Here is a 20220-nt window from a genome sequence, read left to right as displayed (position 1 = left end):
TAGGCCGACGACGGCGCCATGATCGACAAAGGCGTCACCTTCGCCTCCAGCCACCTGGCAATGGGCGGACCAGGTCCAGTCGCCGCGCCGGCAACCGGATTTGGCAGCTGAGAAGCCGCTCGGTTAGCCCGGGATCTTGTTCAGGATGAAGTTCGCGATCGCCAGGGCGGCCTGCGTAACCCGCTCGACGCTTGCCGTGGACCACGCCCCGACATCGACGAAGACGTTTGCTTTGCTGGCTATCGCACGGACGCCGGTGTATGGGACCCCGACATCCGACACGGTTTCCATTGTCGAGATCCCGTTTTCGGCACGAGAAGGCGGCTTCAGGTCCACCCGGTAGGTTTGCCCGTCGGACCGAGTCCGAGTGATCGATGAGCCACCACACTGACGCCAGGCTGTTTGCAGCTTCGTGAGCTGAGCCCCGGCCGCGGTCGCGTCATGAAACCCTGCTGCGGCTCCGCCAAGGCTCCACTGGGTCAACGGATCATGAGTGTCGGAAAAAGCCGACTCGGAGTAGCCGACGATGGCTCCGAGGTCGTAAGCCTCGGGGGCACCGTATTCGAAAACTCCCCAGCAGTCCGACCGGTCGGCGGTACCCCTGGAGGAATCCGGCGTGGGTTGGTGTTTCGTCAGACGAACGGTGAGTGCGTCATCGCCCGTGAAGTTCTTGACGTCGTCCAGGGTCGGCAGCAAGCCATCCATACTGGCGGGCGCCACGGTGGACTGCGGTGTGGGCGTCCTGGTGGTCGTTGTGGGCATCGGTGCTGCGGCTTGAGCTGAGTTCGCATCGGGCATGACCGCCGCGACGATCAGCGCGACCACCAACGCGGTGATGAACACATACGACAGAGTCACGCCGACCAAGGCGCGCTCGCGACCACGCTGACCGGTCTGGCGAATCTGCGCTAACCCCAAGTGCCCGAGAATCAATCCCGCGGGAGCGAAGACGAACGCGAACACCACCGACAGCGTCGCCAACACATTGGCCTCATCCCGCGGCGGGCCCGGAGGCGGCTGCGGTACTCGATGCGGGCCAGGCGCGGCCCCGCCGAATGGATTGGGCTGAAACGGGCTGGGACCAAATGGATTACTCATCGGCTCAACTCGGGATCTTGCCCAGGATGTAATTGGCGATGTCCAGCGCGGCCTGCTGGCCACGATCGGTGTCCACCAGCACGACGTTGATGTCCACAACCACATTGTTTTTGGCGACGATCGCACGATCGTTGCGTGATCGCAGCACCGGGCCCTGCGCGGTCAAAACCATGGCGGTGATGCCGTTTCCGGCGTCAGAAGGGACACCCATCGACACCGCGACCGGCGGTGACTGCTTGCCCGGGGGCGGAAGAATGTTCATCGTCGAGCCTCCACATTTGCGCCATATCGACACCAGATTCGCCAACTGTCGCTGCGCGGCCGGCGGATCCCGAAAGGCCATGAGCACCTGTCCCGCTTCCTTGAGGGCGGGTACGTCGTGGTCGTCGATCAGCACCAGCCCGTAGTAACCGATGAGCGCCTGCATATCGGTGTTCGGAGCGCCGCCGCCCATGACCGGCCAGCACTCCGGGCGATCAACCGATGCGCTGTCGGAGTCCGGGCCCGGCTTGAATGTGGGCGGAAGGGCAACGAGGTTGGGGATTCCCATGAACCCCTTGACGTCATCGATGGTCGGCAGCAACCCGGGCAGGCCCGTCGGCGTGACCATCGACGAGTGCGGCACCGAGCTGGTCGAGAGCGCCGCACTGGTCCGCGGCGCCGTCTGAGACGAGCGGCCGTCGGTCTGCGATGCCCACGCCACCACGGCCACCACCGTCAGCGTGATGACCGCATACGACAGCATCAGCCCCACGATCGCGCGGTCACGGCCCCGCTCGCCCGAGCGGCGTATCTGCGCCAGGCCCACATGCCCCAGCACCGCCCCGGCGGGAGCAAACACGAACGCGAATACCACCGACAACGTCGCAAAGATGTTGGTCCGCGGCCGCTGAGGTGGCGGCGCCGTGTAGATCGGCGGCCCCGGGGGCATCCCCCCGTACGGTGCACCGAAGGGATTGCCGCCGAAGGCGTTGGGCCCGAATGGTTCCTGCGGATTTGTCATGACTCAGCTCGGAATCTTGTTGAGTATCTGGTTGGCGACGTCCGCGGCGGCTTGCCGGGCGCGGTCAGCGCCGTTGCCGGTGTAGGACACCAACAGGTCGATGACGACGTTGGCTCTGGTCGCGATCGCATGAACGGACAGCTCACCCTCGGTCGCCATCTCCATCGTGGTGACTCCGTTACCCGGCGAATTCGGTCCCTTCACTTGGAATGTGAACGGTCGGCCGTCGGGAAACGTCACCCGTAGCGACGAGCCTCCGCCGCATTTGGCAAATGTGGATTGCATCCTCCCGAGTTGGGCTTGCGCGGTGGCGGAGTCGAGGAATGCCGCAACCGCCGAGCCGACCGTGACAGTGTTGTAGGGGTCAGCCCGGTCGATGAACGCCGGCATGTAGAACCCGAGCATCACCCCGACGTCGTAGAGGTCCGGAATCCCGGCGTCGATCGCGCCCCTGCACTCCGGTCGGTCGAGGGTTTGCCCCATGGCGTTGCCGATGTTGGGCCGGTGCAAGATGTCGCCTATTACCAGAGACTGGTCGCCGGTAATGGTTTTGACGTCATCGAGAGTGGGCGCCAAAGACGCCAAGTTGGACGGTGCCACCGTGGGCGGCGCCGTAGCGCTGGGCGCGGCGACGTGCGCCGGAGCGCCGGAGGGCTGCAAACCCCACACGATCAAAACGCCCGCCACGACGATGATCACCGCGTACGACAGCGCCGTCCCGACCAGAGCACGGTCACGGCCGCGCTGGCCGGTGCGCCGGATCTGCCGAAGGCTTACGTGCCCCAGAACCGCCCCGACGGGGGCGATCAGGAACGCGAACACCACCGACAACGTTGCCAGGGCATTCACCGGTTGGCGGTCTGGTGGCGGTGCGGTCGGCGTCGAATACGCCGGGGCCGCGGCGGGGTTCCTGCCGAACGGGGTGTCACCGAATGGATTGTGCTGGAACGGGTTCTGAGGTGGGATCGTCATGCTGCCGAATGCCTAGAGCACACCGAAACTCGAGGTCACCCAGCGGACCGGGTCGACGCAGCGGAACGGGGCGATGCCCCTGGCGTGGAGGCGCTGGCCGCTGGGTGGCTGGCCGAGGGCCGAGACGACGAAGAACCGGTGCCTCAACCGCCTGGGCGTGGACGGATTTTCGACGCCGGCGATGATCGAGCCGGCGTTGAGCCGGGTGAGCAGGCTGCGGACCTCCTCGTGCAGCAGCTGACCGTCGTTGTCGTCGTAGAGCACGGAATCCGAGGGATCACGCAGATAGGCGGCCCCGGCATTGGACATCACCATGCTCCACTCGGAGCCGTCGACATCCCGCAGCGCCCGAAGGGCGTCGAACTTCGACAAGATGACCGCGAGCCGCGGTTCGCCGGAACCGATGGCCATCATCACGTTGTTCAGCACCCCGCGCGGGTCTCCCCCGCTCACCATCTGCGGGGGCAGCAGGTCCTGCAACTGATCCCGAATGGATTGCACCCGAAGCGGATCGAACATAAAGAACACGGCCTCGGCGTTGCTGAAGAACCGGAACGGAGGAGAATGAAGGTTTCCGGACTCCATGTCCTCACCGGCGACGTCGCGCAACACCAGGTAACGCTGAATCCCGTGCCACGTGCCCAGGCTGAAGATCAGCGGCTCGCGCTGAGTGGAGGTTTGGGTCATTATCGTGGGCGTGGGCGGGATGAGACCGCGCTGCACGAACAGCGGTGTCTCGTAATGGGTGGCGTACGCGACGGCCGTCGAGCGCGTCGCGGGCGCCATCGCAAACCCGAGGTGTTCGCACAACAGCTGCAGTTGCCGGACCAGCACGCCGATGTAGAGGCTCTTTCCGGTGGCGCGGGCGCCCGCCATCGCGATGCAATAGGCCTGGCCGTCGCGCCACCGGTCGGGCAGGGTGAAGTGGCAGACCGGGCAGATCTCGAGGACGGGACCGCGCAGCGCCTGCGCGGCGATGTTCGGCGGCGGCGGACCGTTGTACCCGGGCGGACGATCCCACCGGAACATCGGCCCGATATCCGCCTTGGCGCCCAAAAACGCCGAGCCGACCTCGTCGTGGTAGCGGGGCGCGCCGCTGGTGGGCGCGAGCGTCCACAGGTGATGATCGGGATCCAGAAGCCCAAAGCAGCGCGGACATTTCGTCAATATCGCCTGAGCGGCCGGAGCGGTCATGTCAGCGCCCGAACGAGGCCGGCGGTGATCTCGTCGAGCACCTGCGGATGCGCCAACAGCTCGGCGGAGGCGTCTTGCCCCGACCGTGGCGCCGGCAGCCGTGGCCCGGCCACGCGGCGGTCGTCGGACAAGGTGATCAAGACGAATCCGCGATGCACGCCGCTGGTCGGGAAATCCGAACAGGCCACGGTCGCGATGTCGGTGCGCAGCCGTGACCACCGCGCGCCCGCCGACCAGCGCGGCTGCACCTTGCGCACCGCCTCGGCCAACCCCAGCCCGGGTCCGGGGGCATGGTTGTCCACCGGGACCTTGGTGACGTCGGCGCCGACAAGAACGGCGGCCACGTCATGAATCCCGAGGGCGTCGGCCACCCCGACCGCCACGTCGGTGGCGGCCGCCGCGCTGCCATCGGCGTACCAGGGCCGCATCGACGCCGAACTGTTCAGCGCGACAACGAGTTCGGCGTGGGCCTGCTTGCGGTCGCGGCCGATGAGACGCCGCGCGGACGTGCGCGCCGCGGCCGCCAGCGGGCTCAGCACGGTGTCGGCGGCGGCGGTGACGGCGACTTCGATGTGGTGACCGGTGGGCCGTAGCTCGGCGAACACCACCGCGGTGTCGCCGCTGACGTCCACCGGATCGAACAGCACCTGGACAGGGTCTGCTTCATCGGGCACATCGTGCGCAATCGCCAGGTGCACGACGGCGCCCCCACCGAATTGGGTGGTGAATGCCGGCCGGACGGCGACGGTGACGGGACCGGTCAGCGAGGGCAACACGACGTGCTGCGGGCTGGAGCGCACCACGGGCTGACCCGGCACGCCCTGAATGTCGAGCGCCGCATCGTGGACCGCGCCGCTGATCGACACCGATAGCGGCCCAACGGGTATGTGCGCGCGCTGGTTACGTGCGGTCAGGGCATAGATCGGCATCAGTGGTTCCTCCACGCCTGGGCCGGCGGGGCCGTCAGCGGTCCTCGCCCCTCGGCGCGGCGGGCCAGCGCCGTGTTCACCAGCTTCCGGTATCGCCGTGGCGGCGTTCCCTCGTTGCTGCCGGCCATCCGCATCATCACCGCGAGCACCCCCTCCTGGTCGTCGTCGCTGAACTGCCGGCTCGCCGTGACGGCGGCGGCGGTCGCGGCCAGCACACCATCGACGGCATCGACCGGCTCGGCGGCGTCGGTGCGCAACAGGCTAGTCGCCAGGACCTCGGTGGCCGTGAGGATCTCGCTGTCCACCAGGGCCAGCACCTGCTCGATCGCGGCACCGGCCACCGCCCGATCGCCGGCCAGTTGGCCCGCCAGGACGGGTCGTGGCTGTCCCGCGATCAGGCCCAGGACCGCCAGCACCGTCACACGGACCGCGCAGTCGGGATGTATTCGCCCAGGGCCGATTTCGGCCAGTGCCGTGTCCCACAGCCCGGCGTACGCCTGCTGGTGAGTGTTGATGTAGCCGCGCTGCACCCAGGACGCCGGGCCGATCATGCGTAGCGCCGCGCATGCCACCGCGAGGTCATCGTTGTTCGCGCCGGTGATCTCGTCGGCCAACCGCGCCAACGATTCACTGTCGGGCGCTCCCAGTAGGGTCGGCAGCAACGCCCCGGTGCTCAACGTGGCGCCGCCCACCGCCAGAAGTTGCGCCGGATCCCAGATCTGGCGGCCCGCCAGCTCGTCGCGCCGCGGCGATCCGTTGGCCGCCAGCCACCACAACTCCGCAAAGCAATCCGCCTCACCGGGCTTGCGTTCGGCGCGCATGCCGCACACCGCCGCTCGGGTCCACGTCGGGTCCCACGGTTGGGCGCCCAGCAGTTCGGCCGCCGGAGGCATGGTGGATCCATCGGCGAACCAATCCAGCACGGCGTCGCTGATCGGCGTGGCGCCTTCGCAACTCAGGCGCAGCGTTGCCGCGGCCGCGGCGATCCGGGTTTCGGGGCCGAGGCGGTGCGAAAACCGCCGCGCCAGCGTCGGCCCGGTATGTGGGTCGGCCAGCTGGGCCGCGACCCGTTCGGTCAGGGCCTGAGTCAGGCGATCATCGTCGACGCCCGCGCGCAGTAGCAGGTCGACCAGTTTGAGCAGCCGCTGCGGGTCGCCCGCGGCGCTGGCCCGTTCCAGCGCCGGGCCCAGCGCGGCCGCCAGCGGTTCGGGAACCGGCCGACCGTGATAAGTGTTTGCGCTCAACGGAATTGGCCCGATCTGATCCATCCAGGTGTCGTCGCCGATCGCGCGGCACAGGTAGGTCAGCGCGGCGTGTTCACCGGCGAACCCAGGCAGGTTCTGTTCGGCGGCCTTCCAGGCGTCGGGCGTGTTGTGGCCGACCAGGGCCGAGAGTGCCTCGTCGATAAGGCGTTCGGTCGGTGACCCGGGGGTGATGCCGGCCGGCGAGTGCGTGGTGATTATCGCGTTGGCCTCGGGATGGGCGGCCGCGAACTCCTCGTCCGCGGCGATCGTGACCGCCAACGGCCAGGCCGGGTGCAGGCCCCGATCCTCGGTTTGGGCGGCACGGCGGTCGAGTTCGTCAAGCACGGCGAGGGCGGACTGGGGATCGAGCAGAACCTCTTGCGCCATTACCGACCAGGCGGTGACGTCGATCGCCTGACCGGCCGCCGTCCGATGCGGTTCGCCACCCAACTCCCCCAGCGATAGCGTCGCGGTCTCGTCGATGACGACGAAACCGGTTGGGAGCGTTTCCAGGTCGCCGATGGGTACCGCGGTCAGGTGCGCGATCGCGTGCTGTGCCGAGCCGAGCTGGTCGGCGCGGTCGAAGGTGCTGAAGTTCAGGGTGGCCGCGGTCCCCGGTGACATCAGGAAACTCACCAGGCCGATCCACTGCGCGGCCGACTCGACGGAGACGGCGCCCAGGACGACGGGCGCGCCACCCTCCAGCGCGGCCGCCACCGCGTCGAGTAGTCCGAGCAGGGTACCGACCCGCCAGGTGCTGGTGTCCAGCGCGAACGCGATCGCGCTCTCCCGGGTGACGACTTGCGCCACGCCCGGCGGTTCGGCGGGCAGGGCGGTGCGCCCGACCGCCGCGGCACCGAACGGGCGTAACCAGGCGGGCGAGCCCCACCGCTGAATGGGCCGCAGTCGCGGCGCGGAATCCGGTGTCCGGTCCAGCAATACGTGGGCGAACACGTTGCCCGGGCGCCCCGTGCTGTCCGCGCCGGCGGCAACGGTGTGCCAGTAGCCGGCCGCGTCGCTGGCCCACCGGCGATACTCCAGTCGGCGTGGCGCCGCGTCCAACTGTTGCGGGGTTGGGTATTCCGGCAGCGGGGTGACGGGCCGAAATGCCGTGCGGACACCTGAGGCCAGGCGTTGTGTTTCCTCGGGGGACAAATCTCCGGTGGTCTGCTTGACCTGCCAGCCCCCCGCGCCTCCGGGCTGGTCGAAACTCGTGTAGGTCAACTGACCGTAGCGCGGGGTCATGGCGCGCCCAGACTCAAACGAAGGCTGTGCACCGGCGGGTCCAGAAGCGCGATGGTGCGCAGCCGCGCCGCCGAGGGCGTGTTGACGAACAATCGGATCCATCCGCGTCGGCCCCGCAGGTCGACGGCCCACGGTTCGGCGGTACCGGCGGTCGTCAGGGCCGACCAACGCAGTTCCTTCGAGGGGGTGGCAGCCAGGCCGCCCTGCGCGTCCAGCGGAGCGGCGTCGAGCGCTTCGCCGTCGGTGGGCGACAACGGAATTCGGTCAGGATTGTTGATCAATACAAATGCCGGTGATCCCGGCACTTCGTATTCGGACCGCATGTAGATGGTGGCGTGCGACGGCTGGCCGTGCGGGTCGCGGCTCATCTGCACCGCGTATTGCAGCCGCAACAGGCCTGCGTACTCGATGCTGCGCACGGCCCCGATGGCCCGCCGGCCGGCGGAGAAGGCCACCGGTGCCAGATGCAGGGAGCAGCCGCTCACCGGCAGTTTGCCATTGGGCAGTTGCAGGCCGCCGTACTTCTCGTACTGCTCGACGGTGATCTCGTAGGACGTACCGGTCAAACCGTTGCGCGCGTCATAGCCCTTGGGCGCAAGGTAGACCACGACGACGGCGGCGCCCTGCGGCCAGTCGAACGTCAAGACTTGCTTGTTGCAGTATTCCGCCAGTTCGACATCCCGGATGATGCCGGTGCGCACCGAGCAGAAAGTCTTGCCCAACAACGCACGACCCGCCAGCAGCGTGACCGGGGTGAAGTAGGCGCGGCTCCAGTCCGTCGGCCACGACACCCCCGACATCATCGCCCGCGGCCGCCCGTCGGGGCCGGGCTGCTGGGTAATCGGTTGCGTCAAGCGCAAATCCGGGGTCAGTCCGACCTGCTCGAGCGCGGCCTCGGGGAGCTCATTGGCCTCGGCGCCGGCGGCCGGGCCGGTCTGGCTGCGATAGATCACCACCTCGCCGGCGGACGGCGCCTTCCAGGTGAGCTCGAAGCTGTCGGCGGCCCCCGGTGCCGAGGTCACCATCAAATCGGTGACCGGCGTTAGGACGGCGGCGATTTCGACCTCGGCGTCCACCGGCGCCCCCAGCCGCAGTACACCGTTGACCGGGACCGCGGCCCGAATCCGATACACGTAGTGCCGCCCCGGCGCCGGGTCGGAGTCGACGAACCCGGCACGGTTGTCGCGGTCTAGCAAGATCCGGTGCTGGGGCCCCTCACGGCCGGCTTCCTCGGACAGCATCCGGGAGACGAATACGGTGCTGACCGCGGAGGGCACCGTCCAACTGCCGATGACCTTGCCGTTGTCCTGCCGAACCACGCAATCGCGCACCGGGCTGACGGCCACGCCTTCGGCGTGCTTGATCGGTTGCGCCGCAAGCGCTTCGGTGCGCGTATTACCGACGTTGACCCAGACCTGGTAATAGCGCACCGCCGCGGCCGAGGGCTCCTGGTCGGTCGCGGTGGTCGCGGGGGTGACCGCCACCAACCGGGCACGATCCGGGGAGTACGGCGCGTTGTCCTCCTGGGCGACCAGCCGGTAAATCACCACGGCATCGCCGCCCGGTAGATACGGTGTCCAGGTCAGCTCCGAGCCACCGGTGTCGCCGTCGACGCGCGACGGCTTGACGGTGACGGCGGCCAGCGGGCCGGTCTGTTCGCCGAAGGTGTATGCAGCGAAATCGTCTGCATTCAACGGTAATTCGTCACTCGTCGTGCTGTCCGCGGTGTCGGTCGGTTCGCCGTCGGATCCCACCGCGGACAGGGCGGCCGAACGATGCCGGCCCGGCAGCACTTCCGACTCCACCTCGGCCAGGACGGCCGCCAACTCCTCGGCATACTCGGCGACCGAGCCGGGCAGCATCGCCCGGATCTGTTCCACGTCGGTGCGCCCGGACCGCAGAATCAATCGCAGGTGGGTTTCCTTGAAACCCGCCTTGGACACCGCCCCGGAGTCGATCAGGCGCTGTCGCCAAGCGATCAGGGCGTTGAGGCGAGGGTCGTCGGCGTCACCGGCATGCTGCGGATCGGGCATGACTAGAACACCAAATCCCCGCCGGGCGGCGTGTCGCGGTGCTCGGTGTGCGTGATCACCGCGGTCTTCTCCATTTCGACTCCCGACGCGGCCGCCAGTGGCACTTCGAACAAGGTGAAGTCATAGGGCGCCAGCCCGTCGCTGGCCTGGACCACCGTGGCCCTGAAACCCAGACCGGGCCGCGCCAGCGCCGCCGTATCGATGGCTACCGCGCAGCGGCTTGCGGTCATCGCCGCGTCGGTGAACACCGATCCGTCGAACGGAGCGGCTTGCCCCGGCCGGTGGTCGACGACGCCGGCGGCGAATTGTTCGGAGGGAACGTGCTGCCCCATCGCCGGAGCCAATACCGCACCGGTCAGCGCGGTGCCCACGCGGTCGTCCTCGGCAAACATCTGCTCGACGCGTTGCCATAGCGCCTCGGCGCCGGTGGAGTGCACCTGCCCGGAGGCGACGGCCGCCGACCATTGATCCAGACCCGAGGCGGTCCGGAAACCCGGCATGCGATAGAGCATTTCGGGCTCCTCCCTGAGCTTGCCCGCGGCGTGAGCGACCATCTCCTGCCACGGCTTGGTCAGCCAGCCGAGCGCGTACAGCCGGCGCTGAATGGCATGGGCCGCGTCGTCGGCGCGCTGCGCGCCGGGATCGGCGACCCCAACCTGGGCGCAGCGGGGCAGGCCGTCGGAGATCAGCGGCGCCGCCGAGCGCCCCGCGGGCGCGGGCCCAAACGGTGCGCGCAGCACCGGCCCCAGCACGCGGCACCAGGACAGATACTGCCCGTAGGCGGTGGACAGGCGGCTGACATCCTGCAGCGCGGTCTGCAGGTTCGCCTGCATCATCTCGAGCTGATTCTGTTGCGATTTCCGCAGATTCATCAACGTGAACATGTCGCGCTGTGCGAACAGGAACAACGTCAGCGACACCACGATGTAGAGGCCGAGCAATATCCCGCCGGTGATCAATGTGTATTCCCAGCCGGTGAAGCCGACCACCGCGAGGCCGACCAGCACGACGAGGACTCCCAAGGTCGCCCAGGTCATCGTGGCCAGGATGATGCCGATGGCAAGCTGGCGGGCGCGCACCCGCTCGTCGATCGAGATCTCGCTGGCCGCGCGCTGAATCTGTTCGGCGATTTGTGCCACCTCGGTGCGGGCCCGCCCCAAGAAGTCGGTCAGGATCGACCCCGCCTGCCAGGCATAGCTTTTCGACGCGTGCTGCTGCCAGCGTTCCAGTTCGGTCGACGCCCCGCGCGCCTCGACGCCGGCGGCGGGGTCGGAGTAGGCGCGCTGCAGCCGCTGGCGCAGATCGGCCGCACCCAGCACGTCGGCCGGCTCAAGGTCGCTGACGCCGATCACAGCGGCCAGCGATGTCGGGATCGCCGTGAACCGATCCGCGCGGCTGGGAACGACGTCGGCGGCGCTGGCCACCACACCGACACCCGCGCCCACTTGAATCGGGTCGAGCCCCTTCGCGCGGCGTCCACCGTCGGCAAGGGTGAGTGCGCCGTTGACGAAGTCGATCCACAGCGGGCTCAGATCCTGCTGGGCCAGTTGCCCGGCCTCCGGCCCGCCGATGGCCGCGTTGAGCGTGTCGGCGCTGCGGCCGAGGTCCTGCCAGTCGGCGAGCTGGCTGCTGGTGACCACCGAGAACGCCGATTCGCGGCCACCGAACACGGTGCCCTGCACCGTCGAGGCCAACACCGCCGAGACCGACCCCTTGACCGCCGACAACCACGCCGACGGCGCGTTGCGCAAGGCTCCGCCCATGAACCGCAGGAACATCTTCAGCGCGGCCCAGATCGAAATGGCCTGCGTGGCAACATCATCTGCGCCCAGCCGCGGTCCGCGCAGCACGTCGCGATGTTTGGTCCACAGCGCCCGGGCCATCGTCTGGGTGGCTGCGGAAACGTCCTCGACGTACAGCACCGGCACCTGGCCGCCATGCGGCAGCGGCAGCCGTCCCGCCGGATCGAACAGCCGCGCCCGCAGCCGCCGTTCCACCTCGGCGGTGTCCAGGCTGCGGTAGAACGCGCGCACCGCCCGCAGCGTCTGGCCCGGCAAAATCTCCACGGTGTCGAAGGGCGTCTGCTGCATATCGGCCCACAAACCGGCCACCGCCGTGACCACCGGCGCGGCGCGCTGAGCCAGATCCAGCGGTTCGGCGAGATGCCCCCACGGCACCGCACCCAACCCGGGTGCCGGTGAATCCTCCGGCGCGATCAGCAGGTTGTGCCAGCCCTCCACCACGACCGACGAACTGAGCTGACTGGCGCCGGCGCGCCCGCTGGTGAGCAGCATCCGCAGCAGGGTCATCCCGGCGCCCCTGGCGGTGCTGCGCACCACCTGTTCGACGAACTGCTCGGCGGCCAACGGCGCTCGCTGCTCGGCCGGTGCATCGAGCGGAACCAATACCGCCACCCGGACCCGGTCGTAATGCTTGGCGGTCAACACCTGTTGCAGCACAACGCTTTCCGACCTGCCGTCGCGCACGATCGTCGCCGCTGTGGCGGGTCCTCGCGCATCGCCGGCATCCACCCAGACGAAGACGCCCAGCAACCCGGCGGCCGAGTAATCGCACAGGACACCGAGAAGCTCGTCGGTCTGCAGGTGGGGGGCCACGACCACCGTGAGCGCAGGCGACGCATCGGTTGGCGCAAAGGGACGGGTCATGGTCAGAACGTCCCGCCTTCGGGAATCACCACGGGCGCGCCGCCATCGAGCACCGGACCGCCCGCCGCCGCGCCGGCCGCAAGCGCCTCGGCCTCGTGCTGGATCAAGTTGATCAGCGCACCGGTGGCCGCGTACACGTCGGGCGCCAGGTCGCGGAACATCGGCGTGTTCGACGCCGTGGTCCGCGTCGGCACCGTCGTGAAGGCCCCACCCGGCGTGGCCCCGGCCATATCGGCCGGAAGATACTGCGCCGCAACATCACGGATGGTGGTCAACCACTCGATCGCCGCCGTAGCGCGCTCGTCGGCGGTCTGGGCATCGGCGATCCCCGGAACCCGCGACTGCACACCGGGACCGCTCGAGGCCCCTTGCAGGAATTCGCGCAGCAGTCCCTGCGCCGACAACGCGACGATGCCGCTGGCGGGGTCTTGCGAGTGCGCATCGTAGAGCTCACGCAGCACGCTGTAGGGCCGCAGCGATCGCATCACCGGCGGCTCGTGCGATTGGGCAATGGCCAGCAGGATCGATTCCAGTACCGCCGGCAGCCAGTCGTAGGGGGCATGGAACGCCGACGGCGGTGTCAGCAGCGGGTTCGGGAAGTTCAGCCACTGCCCGCTGTCGGCGTCATAGATCCGCACCGGCTCGGTGAACGGCGACGCCGGGATCTGGATACGTCCCAGCAGCTGGCCGACGAACCAGCCGCCGGTCATGGCGAATCGCTGCTCGTCGGTCATCGGCAGTGACGCCGAAAGTGGCCGGGAGCGACGGTATTTCCAGAAGGCGCCGCGCCCGGGGCCCGCCGTCTGCGCCCACTGCTGGGCCGCGGGCTTGAGCACCGAGTCGAACGCCAGCGGCGAATAGTTGGGATATGAGCCGAAGATGTCGATGCGGGTGACGCTGTCCTCGTCGGACAGCGAGCGCGCATAGTTGTCCTTCGTCGCCTGGTCGATCCGCGGATTGTTGCGGATGACTTCGAACAGTTCCCGGTCAACCGGTTGACCGGCGAACGGAATCTCGGAGAACTTGTAGCGGTATTCGGTCTGCTGACCGGGGTGGACCCGCTGCAGCGCCTGGTCGTTGACGCTGGCCAGCGGTCGCGCCAGCGACAGCGCCTCGGCGAATTTGGTGGCAATGTCGCGGCGACGCGCCACCAGCTCCGACTCCGAAGCCCCTGCCCCCTGCACGTAGTCGCGCAGCGACACCTTGCAGAATTCGGCGAACGACTCCCCGGGCCGCTCGACGTAGAGCCGGGCCCGGCGCAGCAATTCCACTGGGCGGGTGTGGATGTCGAACTGGGCGATCGACGGCACCCGCGCGCGGCCGGTCTCGGGGTCGGTGCCGAGCGCCCGGGTGACCCACGTCGCGGTGCGCTCGATCAGCCCGCCGGGCGCGGCCACACCGCCGGTGGTCTGCCACTCCCCCAGGATCACGCGCGTGGTGGCCTCCTCGATGGCCGACTGCAACGGGATCATCGCGTTGGCACCGGCCACCGCCTTCGGCAGATCGGCCTCGTAGCGCCCCTTGAAGGCGGTCGAATTGATTAGCAGCACTTCGTTGTTCGCCTCCGCGAACCGGCTGGGCACCAGTTCGTCGGCGTCCGCCGGCCAGGCCGCGTACTGGTCGGTGGCCAGGCGCGCGAGGCCCACGTCGGTCGGCGGCTCCGAGCGGGCGTTCTCCAGCTGGATCATCGCCTCGCTGAGCCGATCCCGCAGCGGCACCAGCAGTTCCAGGCCCGCGACCCGCAGCACGTCGGCGATGCGGGCGGCGGCGTCGGCGAACAGCTGACGGCGCACGGTCGCGCGGAACCCATCCACCACGGCCGCCACCACCTGGTCGGTGTTGGTCATCACCCCGTGCAGCGATTTCAGCCCCGCGTCCACCTGCGGCGAGAACGCCACGATGTCGGGCGGGCCCATGTTTCCCAGCTGCGCAACCCCGGCGGTGAGGTGGTCGTCGATGTGGCGGCGTAGTTGGTCGACGACTTCCCGCGCAAAGGGCAATCCCAGCGAGGCGACGGCCGCGCCGACCATCCTTTCCAGCCGGTTGGCGAAGTCCTGATGCCACTGAAAAGCCATGGCGTAGGCCGCATCGGCACATGCCCGGGTCAACTCGGCGCGCCGATTGTGCACGGCCTGCCGCATGGTCGGCACCCACTGTTCGGCGGCGACGCCTTCGGGGTTGGGCAGGTGGTTGCGCAGCTGACGGTCGATGAGGCCGTTGACCGTGGACACGACGGTGTCGGCGGTGAAGGCCTCGGTGCCGATCCAGCGGCCGAGCTGGCTCACCCGGGTCTGCTCGTCGCCGGCGCTGGGCGGCAACCCCAGTTCGCCACAGAGCGCAGCCCATTGGCTGGACAGCAGCGAGTCCAACTGCTCGGTGCTCGATGCCGGATTGCCCCGCTGCATGTGCCCGTCGAGCAGCTTGTCCACGCAGCTGCGGGCCAGGCGCTGGGCGGCGTATTCGGCGTAGCGGTCGCGTCCCATGCTCAGGCTGGAGAAGCCATAGGTGCCCCAGGGCAACACATCCCACGACGAGATGCCCCAGCCCAGCAGGTCGCGATCGCCCACCGGCGAGGCGGTGTTGCCCAGGTCGTAGGCGACGAACTGGTCGCTGGCCCGGCCGCTCATCATCAGGCCCGCCAGCCCACGCGCCAACCCGCGGTACACCGCGTATTGCGAGCCGTCACCGAACAGGGTGCGGTCGGCGCCGATGTAGCGGCCCACCGGGAACACCCGCGCGAACGGAATCGGTTCTCCCTCACCGTGATGGTGGCCCAGGGCGCGCAAGATTCGCACGTCGTGTTCGCGGGCCGCGCCGGACTGGCTGGCCACGATCTCGCCGAGCATCGCCAACGCGTTGGCCCGCACGCCGATGATCGCGCTCTGCGGTAGCGAGTCGAAAATGTCGGGCGTCACCATGAATACGCCCATCAGGCGGGGATCCAGGCCGGTGACCAAGGTCAGCAGCCGGCATACGTCCAGCGCCATCGACGCCCCCGCACCGCCGGCCATCGACGACACCACCAACACCAGGGGCGGTTCGTTGGGGTCGAAGCGACCCATGCCCGGCACGTCGACCGTCGACATCTCGGAAACAGTCTCGACGCGAAACAGCGTGTCCCACGCGGCCTGCAGCCGAGCGTGGATCTCGGCGGCCTTGCTCAGGGTGATCATGCGCCCGATCGCCCGGTACTGGCCTGCGCCGGCCGAGATCGGGATCGACACCTCTTGCGGGCTGCGCGGCGCCCAGGTGGCGATGGTGTCCAGCGCCGATTCGGCCGCCAGCCGTTGCGACAGCGCGCCATCGAGGACGGCGTAGCTGCTGCCCTGCGGTCCGCACCCGATGTAGCTGCCGCCCTGGGCGGGAACATTCGCAAGCCCCTCCGGGCCCGACTCGGCGGCACTTGGCACGTCGATGTGGACGAATTGCCAACCGGCCAACAGCTTTTCGATTCCAGCGGTGTGCAGTTCGGAGCGCAGCTGATCCATCATCAGGGACAGCGTGGCGCCACCGGAACCGCCGCAGCCCACTATTAGGAATCGTCGCATCAGGTGCCCTCTCCGAACGGGTCGAATGGATCTGGGTCAAATCGATAGGAGGGTTGCGTCGCCTCGGTCGGCGTGGGCCCGGCTGGCCTGCCCTCGTCAGGCTGGTCACGCTCGCCGCGCTCTTCACCCTCGGCGCCGTACCGGTAGCCCGCGGCCATCGTCTCGTCTTGGCGGAACACCGGTTCGGGGATCGGCCGCTCTTGTGTCTCCGCCTCATTGAAGCCGGGCGGCACCGGTCCGGTCGCCGCGGGGGGCGGTGGCGCGGGCCTCGAAGCCGGCGCGGGTGGTGCTGAAGGCGCTGCAGACGCTGCCCCGAACGGCGAATCGGCGCCGCCGCCAAAGGGATCGTCTGCGGCCGGGCCGGCCATGACGCCCGCGGGCGTGTCGCCGAACGGGGAGGCCGTCTCGCCCGCAGCGGTGAACGGCGCTGTCATGCCGGCCTGCACGGCGCGCAGCCGCAAGCCGCTGAGTAGGTCGGGGAGCCGTTGCGCGATGTCTTCGTAGAGCCGCTCACGCGCGATGGTGTCGGTGGTTCCGGCCACCAACAGCAGCACCTCGGCGGCGTTCTCGGGACCGTGCGGGTTGTGCAGCAGCACCCAGGTGTTGTGCACGGCCAGCGGCAGCACCGCGCGTAGGCCGGTCTTGTCCGATCCGGGCAGCTTGGACCCGACGCTCACCAGGCCCTCGGCGTCGACGACCACATGGCCGGATCCGAACGGGCTGCGCCCCATCGCAACCGAGAGATTCACCCCGGCGACCGAGAGCTGGCGGGTGCCACCGGGTGGCAGCCCGGTCACGGGTTGCACCAGGTCGGTGTCGGCCATCGCGAACGGTTCACCGCCGCGCAGTACCGCGTCGTGCTCGACCTGGACCGGGATGCGTTCGGCCAGCAGCGGATTGTCGGGGATCTTGCTGACCCACCACTTCGATGCGTACAGCAGCGCCAACGGGATTCCGGGGCCCAGCAGCAGCGCGGCGATGAGCACCAGGATGAAGTTGGTGGTGTTGAGCGGGTTGATCATCGACGCCGTGAAGGCCACCGGCACGGTCTGGGCGTCGTCCGGGTTGTTCAGCGTCGAAACATGGACGGGCACAGTGCCATTGAGCCCGCCGTGGCCGTTGTGATCGGTGCGCAGGGTGACCGACAGTTGTGCGGTCTCCCCCGCCTGCACCTTCAGGCAGTGCTGGCCCGAGTTCGTCGGTGAACCCACGTGCGGCGTGCCGATGCCGTCGGGCGCCCCTGCCACCGTCGGGCTATCGGTGTCGCCGATCCACGCGCAGCCGGGCCCGGTGATGTTCAGCGTCGCGGTCGCCCCCTTGGCTCCCTCAATCGTGCCGAAGTCGATGCGCTGACCCGGGGTCGGCAGGCCGACTTTGGGCAGAATCTGCACGGGCACATCGACTTCCTGCGGCGACAGCTGGGTGCCGGCGATGGGCCCGCCGTTCTGGTCGGTGGTGTTGGCGGTGGTGATCACCAGCGACATCCGAAGCGTCGCGTGCCCCGGGGCGACTGTGGTCAGGTCGGCGTCGACGGGTTTGGCGATGTCGTCTTTGCCCGCCGCCGTCAGCAGCGGAATGGGCGCGGCGCCATCGGGACCCAACGAGGCCGACATCGTCGCCGAACCGGCCAGGTCGCTCGGCGCCATCGGCTTGCCTTGGCCGTCAACCAAACCGAACACCAGGCCCTTGAGGGTCTGGCCGCTGTGCCACGCGACCTTGTCGGCGCCGGTCAGGGCCGGGAAGATGTCGGTGGTGATGTGGATGCTGACTTTGGACACCGCGTCGGGGTGCTGGCCGGTGGTGTCGACGTAGACGATCGCCCATTGTCCGGTCCAGTGCGGGGCGTTGCCGTTCTGCAGCGAGATCGTCTGCGCCGATTCGGATTGCCATTGATAGTTCACCGATACGCCGTCGACGTTGACGTTTTGCGCGCCGTCCTTCTTGGGCAGCGGCAGCGTCTGCCCGGTCGGGGAGACCAGGTAAGGCTCGACGCCGGGCACGCCGCCGGAACCCAGGATGTTGACCTCTTTGATGGACCGGTCGAGCACGAAGTTGTGCCGTGCCTCGGGGCACACCTTGATCTGGCACACCCCGCCTTGGTCGGTCACGCCGGGATCCGGGTTGAGGGCGTCGAACGCGAACAACATGTCGTCGATGTTGGCGACGGGAAAGAAGTCGCCGGGTACCGGATCCGTGATGGCGCCGCACGCCATGCCCTGCAGTCCCTTGCCGGTGCTGATCGCCGACATCACGTTGAAGTCACCGGGAGTCTGCTTGGCGCCCAACCCGATTCCCAGCATGATGATGTTGCTCGACCGCAGCTGGTCAGCCAGACCGCTGGGCCGGCAGATGGATTGCACGGCTTTCTGGGTGGTGTCGGGGATTCCGTTCGGCGAGTCCAGCGCGACCCCGTCGGCGTAGGGCTTGGTAACCGGACGGGCGGTGAAATCGATCATGCCGTCGGAGAACCAGGCGATGGCCTGGCAGCGCTGACCTTTGTCGGCCGCGCCGCCGTGCGTCGTCAGCGCCTGTCGGGCACCGTCGAGGGCCAGCCAGTAGTCGGTGTCGATACCGGTGTTCTTCTTGGCGATGGGATCCAGCGACGCCCCGACGCTGTCCGCGGTGGAGCCGGTGAGCTGGGTCCAATCATGTTCGGGGACATACGTGTCGGAGAACCCAGCCACCGCGACGTCGAGTTTCGCGCTCACCCGGTCGGCGTATTTGCCCAGCGTCTGCACCAGATAGCGGGCGGCCTGCACGCGCGCGGCCTGTGGGTCGGTCTGCTGCAGGCTGCTCGACTCGTCGAACAGCAGCAGCAGATCGCCGGCCTTCTGCGAGGCGAGGCAGGCCCCGAATCGGCTCGCGCCCGGCGAGCCCGTCGCCGACGCGACGGGCGCCCAGCCGACCAGGTTCAGCACGACGACCAGGCCCGCGGCCGCGGCCACACGCGCCAGCATCGCAAAGCCGTTGCGGCCGCTAGGTATTCGAGAGGAGTGGGCCACTACAGCGTCCCCGCCCACAGCGCGATCTGCCACGCCCCCACCGCTATCCCGAGCAGGCAGACGGCCAGCACCATCCAATACAGCCTCGACGTCCAGGTGGGCGCCGAATAGATGGCCTCGGTGCGACGCCTGGTGTCGACCCGGCTGAAGACCGCCAAAGCGCCGATCGCCAGCGGCCCGGCCAGCAGCCACCCCATGGCCGCGGCCGCAATCATCGGGCCGCTCAACGCGCTCGCGGCGGCCAGAGCGATGCCGGCAATCCCCAGCGCCAAGGCCACCGCGAACCACACCAGCGGCGGGCCCGCCGTCGTCAGCGCGCCGATGCCCGCCGGGCTCGCGGTGAGTTGCCCGAACGCGTCACGTCCACTCGTCGGGTCGAATGCCCGTGGTCCCTGAAACGCATTGGGGGCTCCCGACGCGGCCGGTCGCTGATTGGCCCATGGATCGAACCCGCCCGAAAAACCCCCACCCTGCTGCCCTTGGGACTGTCCGCCACCGGCCGGAGCCTGCTTGCCCGGGCCGAAGTCGCTGAAGTCGAAGGGGTTTGGTGCGTTCATCGGTCTCAATACGGGTTCAGGCAGAGGGCGAAGGAACGGTCGGGAGGTGCGGCGACGTACACCGAGTTGCATTGGTTGTTCGAGCGCACCCGCGCGGTAACGGTGTACACCCCGTCGCGGTGTTCGCAGTCGACACCGAACAAGTCCAGCGCGTCATTGCCCGTGCTGTTGCGCAGCTGAAGCTCCACGCAGGTGCCTATCGGCACGGTCGCCAGGTCGAGCTTGGGGCCGCGCGGCACCGTGGTGCCCGGTGCGACCGACGTGATGGTCCGCGGCGGTATCGGCCTGGGCAGAGCGGAGCTGGCCGCGGTCGTCGGCGCCGAATTGCTTGGCCGGGTACCCCAGTACACGCCGCCGAGGATCAGCAGGACACACATCAGGTAGCCGATCGCCAGGCCGGCGATCGCGGCTGTGCGTCCGCGTTCGCCGCTGCGATTGATCTGCGGCAACGCGAGGTGGCCCATCACGATGCCGGCGGGCGGAACGATCACCGCGAAGACCGGCGAGAGCACCGCCAGCGTGTTGTAGTCCGCGCGCGGCGGCTGTCCGCCGAACGGCGCACCCGGGTATCCGACTGGAGCCGTCGGCGCGCCGCCGTATGACACGGTGGGCGGCGTTCCGCCGAACGGGTCGCCGGAGGACGGCGCAAAAGGGTCTTCGCTGGGATACATCAGTTCACCCCACCGGCCGTAGCGGTGAACCGCTGTGTTGTGCGACGCGATACGACGC

12 protein-coding genes and 1 pseudogene are annotated in these 20220 nt (G+C 68.7%); 1 reads left to right on the top strand and 12 read right to left on the bottom strand.

Features of this window, described 5'->3' with window-relative positions; genetic code table 11:
- Positions 1 to 111, top strand: a pseudogene (locus A5652_RS28440) (cutinase family protein); the annotation flags it as partial.
- Between the two features lie 12 nt (positions 112 to 123).
- Here A5652_RS28440 and A5652_RS07880 read toward each other — a convergent pair.
- The 12 genes from A5652_RS07880 to A5652_RS07825 all read right to left on the bottom strand — a co-directional run.
- Complete coding sequence (locus tag A5652_RS07880; RefSeq protein WP_067348796.1) at positions 124 to 1098, bottom strand: sensor domain-containing protein; 975 nt, start codon at positions 1096 to 1098, stop codon at positions 124 to 126.
- Between the two features lie 4 nt (positions 1099 to 1102).
- Positions 1103 to 2101 carry a sensor domain-containing protein gene (locus tag A5652_RS07875; RefSeq protein WP_067348791.1) on the bottom strand — a complete coding sequence of 333 codons (999 nt, stop codon included), beginning with the start codon at positions 2099 to 2101 and terminating at the stop codon, positions 1103 to 1105.
- A 3-nt stretch (positions 2102 to 2104) separates the two neighbouring features.
- Positions 2105 to 3073 (bottom strand): sensor domain-containing protein, encoded by a 969-nt coding sequence (locus tag A5652_RS07870; RefSeq protein ID WP_067348787.1) that lies wholly within the window; start codon positions 3071 to 3073, stop codon positions 2105 to 2107.
- A gap of 12 nt (positions 3074 to 3085) precedes the next feature.
- A complete protein-coding gene (locus A5652_RS07865) occupies positions 3086 to 4240 on the bottom strand; it encodes a hypothetical protein (RefSeq protein ID WP_067348802.1) in 1155 nt (384 codons plus the stop codon).
- A gap of 23 nt (positions 4241 to 4263) precedes the next feature.
- On the bottom strand, positions 4264 to 5196 hold the full coding sequence (locus A5652_RS07860; RefSeq protein ID WP_067348806.1) for a hypothetical protein: 933 nt from the start codon (positions 5194 to 5196) through the stop codon (positions 4264 to 4266).
- Positions 5196 to 7685 (bottom strand): hypothetical protein, encoded by a 2490-nt coding sequence (locus A5652_RS07855; protein ID WP_067348783.1) that lies wholly within the window; start codon positions 7683 to 7685, stop codon positions 5196 to 5198. The genes A5652_RS07860 and A5652_RS07855 overlap by 1 nt, the downstream gene beginning before the upstream one ends.
- On the bottom strand, positions 7682 to 9718 hold the full coding sequence (locus tag A5652_RS07850; RefSeq protein WP_067348780.1) for a hypothetical protein: 2037 nt from the start codon (positions 9716 to 9718) through the stop codon (positions 7682 to 7684). Before A5652_RS07850 ends, A5652_RS07855 begins: the two co-directional genes overlap by 4 nt.
- Before the next feature lie 2 nt (positions 9719 to 9720).
- Entirely contained in the window at positions 9721 to 12384 is a 2664-nt protein-coding gene (locus A5652_RS07845) for a hypothetical protein (RefSeq protein WP_067348777.1), read from the bottom strand.
- A 2-nt stretch (positions 12385 to 12386) separates the two neighbouring features.
- Positions 12387 to 15932, bottom strand: coding sequence for a tubulin-like doman-containing protein (locus A5652_RS07840; protein ID WP_067348774.1), 3546 nt, complete (start codon positions 15930 to 15932; stop codon positions 12387 to 12389).
- Entirely contained in the window at positions 15932 to 18889 is a 2958-nt protein-coding gene (locus A5652_RS07835) for a VWA domain-containing protein (RefSeq protein ID WP_232001118.1), read from the bottom strand. Before A5652_RS07835 ends, A5652_RS07840 begins: the two co-directional genes overlap by 1 nt.
- A 44-nt stretch (positions 18890 to 18933) precedes the next feature.
- A complete protein-coding gene (locus tag A5652_RS07830) occupies positions 18934 to 19491 on the bottom strand; it encodes a hypothetical protein (protein WP_067348770.1) in 558 nt (185 codons plus the stop codon).
- A 5-nt stretch (positions 19492 to 19496) separates the two neighbouring features.
- On the bottom strand, positions 19497 to 20220 hold a 724-nt coding region (locus A5652_RS07825; protein ID WP_232001117.1), incomplete at its 5' end, for a DUF4190 domain-containing protein.

The organism is Mycobacterium sp. 1165178.9 (assembly GCF_001673555.1).
GTDB lineage: Bacteria > Actinomycetota > Actinomycetes > Mycobacteriales > Mycobacteriaceae > Mycobacterium.
The sequence above is the reverse complement of the archived record's forward strand: the minus strand, read 5'-3'. Positions and strand labels throughout refer to the sequence as shown.

Bases quoted from the DNA above. Each gene is read 5' to 3' on its own strand.
- A5652_RS07880 (WP_067348796.1), bottom strand. From the start codon at position 1,098: ATGAGTAATCCATTTGGTCCCAGCCCGTTTCAGCCCAATCCATTCGGC.
- A5652_RS07875 (WP_067348791.1), bottom strand. From the start codon at position 2,101: ATGACAAATCCGCAGGAACCATTCGGGCCCAACGCCTTCGGCGGCAAT.
- A5652_RS07870 (WP_067348787.1), bottom strand. From the start codon at position 3,073: ATGACGATCCCACCTCAGAACCCGTTCCAGCACAATCCATTCGGTGAC.
- A5652_RS07860 (WP_067348806.1), bottom strand. From the start codon at position 5,196: ATGCCGATCTATGCCCTGACCGCACGTAACCAGCGCGCGCACATACCC.
- A5652_RS07855 (WP_067348783.1), bottom strand. From the start codon at position 7,685: ATGACCCCGCGCTACGGTCAGTTGACCTACACGAGTTTCGACCAGCCC.
- A5652_RS07850 (WP_067348780.1), bottom strand. From the start codon at position 9,718: ATGCCCGATCCGCAGCATGCCGGTGACGCCGACGACCCTCGCCTCAAC.
- A5652_RS07845 (WP_067348777.1), bottom strand. From the start codon at position 12,384: ATGACCCGTCCCTTTGCGCCAACCGATGCGTCGCCTGCGCTCACGGTG.
- A5652_RS07840 (WP_067348774.1), bottom strand. From the start codon at position 15,932: ATGCGACGATTCCTAATAGTGGGCTGCGGCGGTTCCGGTGGCGCCACG.
- A5652_RS07835 (WP_232001118.1), bottom strand. From the start codon at position 18,889: ATGCTGGCGCGTGTGGCCGCGGCCGCGGGCCTGGTCGTCGTGCTGAAC.
- A5652_RS07830 (WP_067348770.1), bottom strand. From the start codon at position 19,491: ATGAACGCACCAAACCCCTTCGACTTCAGCGACTTCGGCCCGGGCAAG.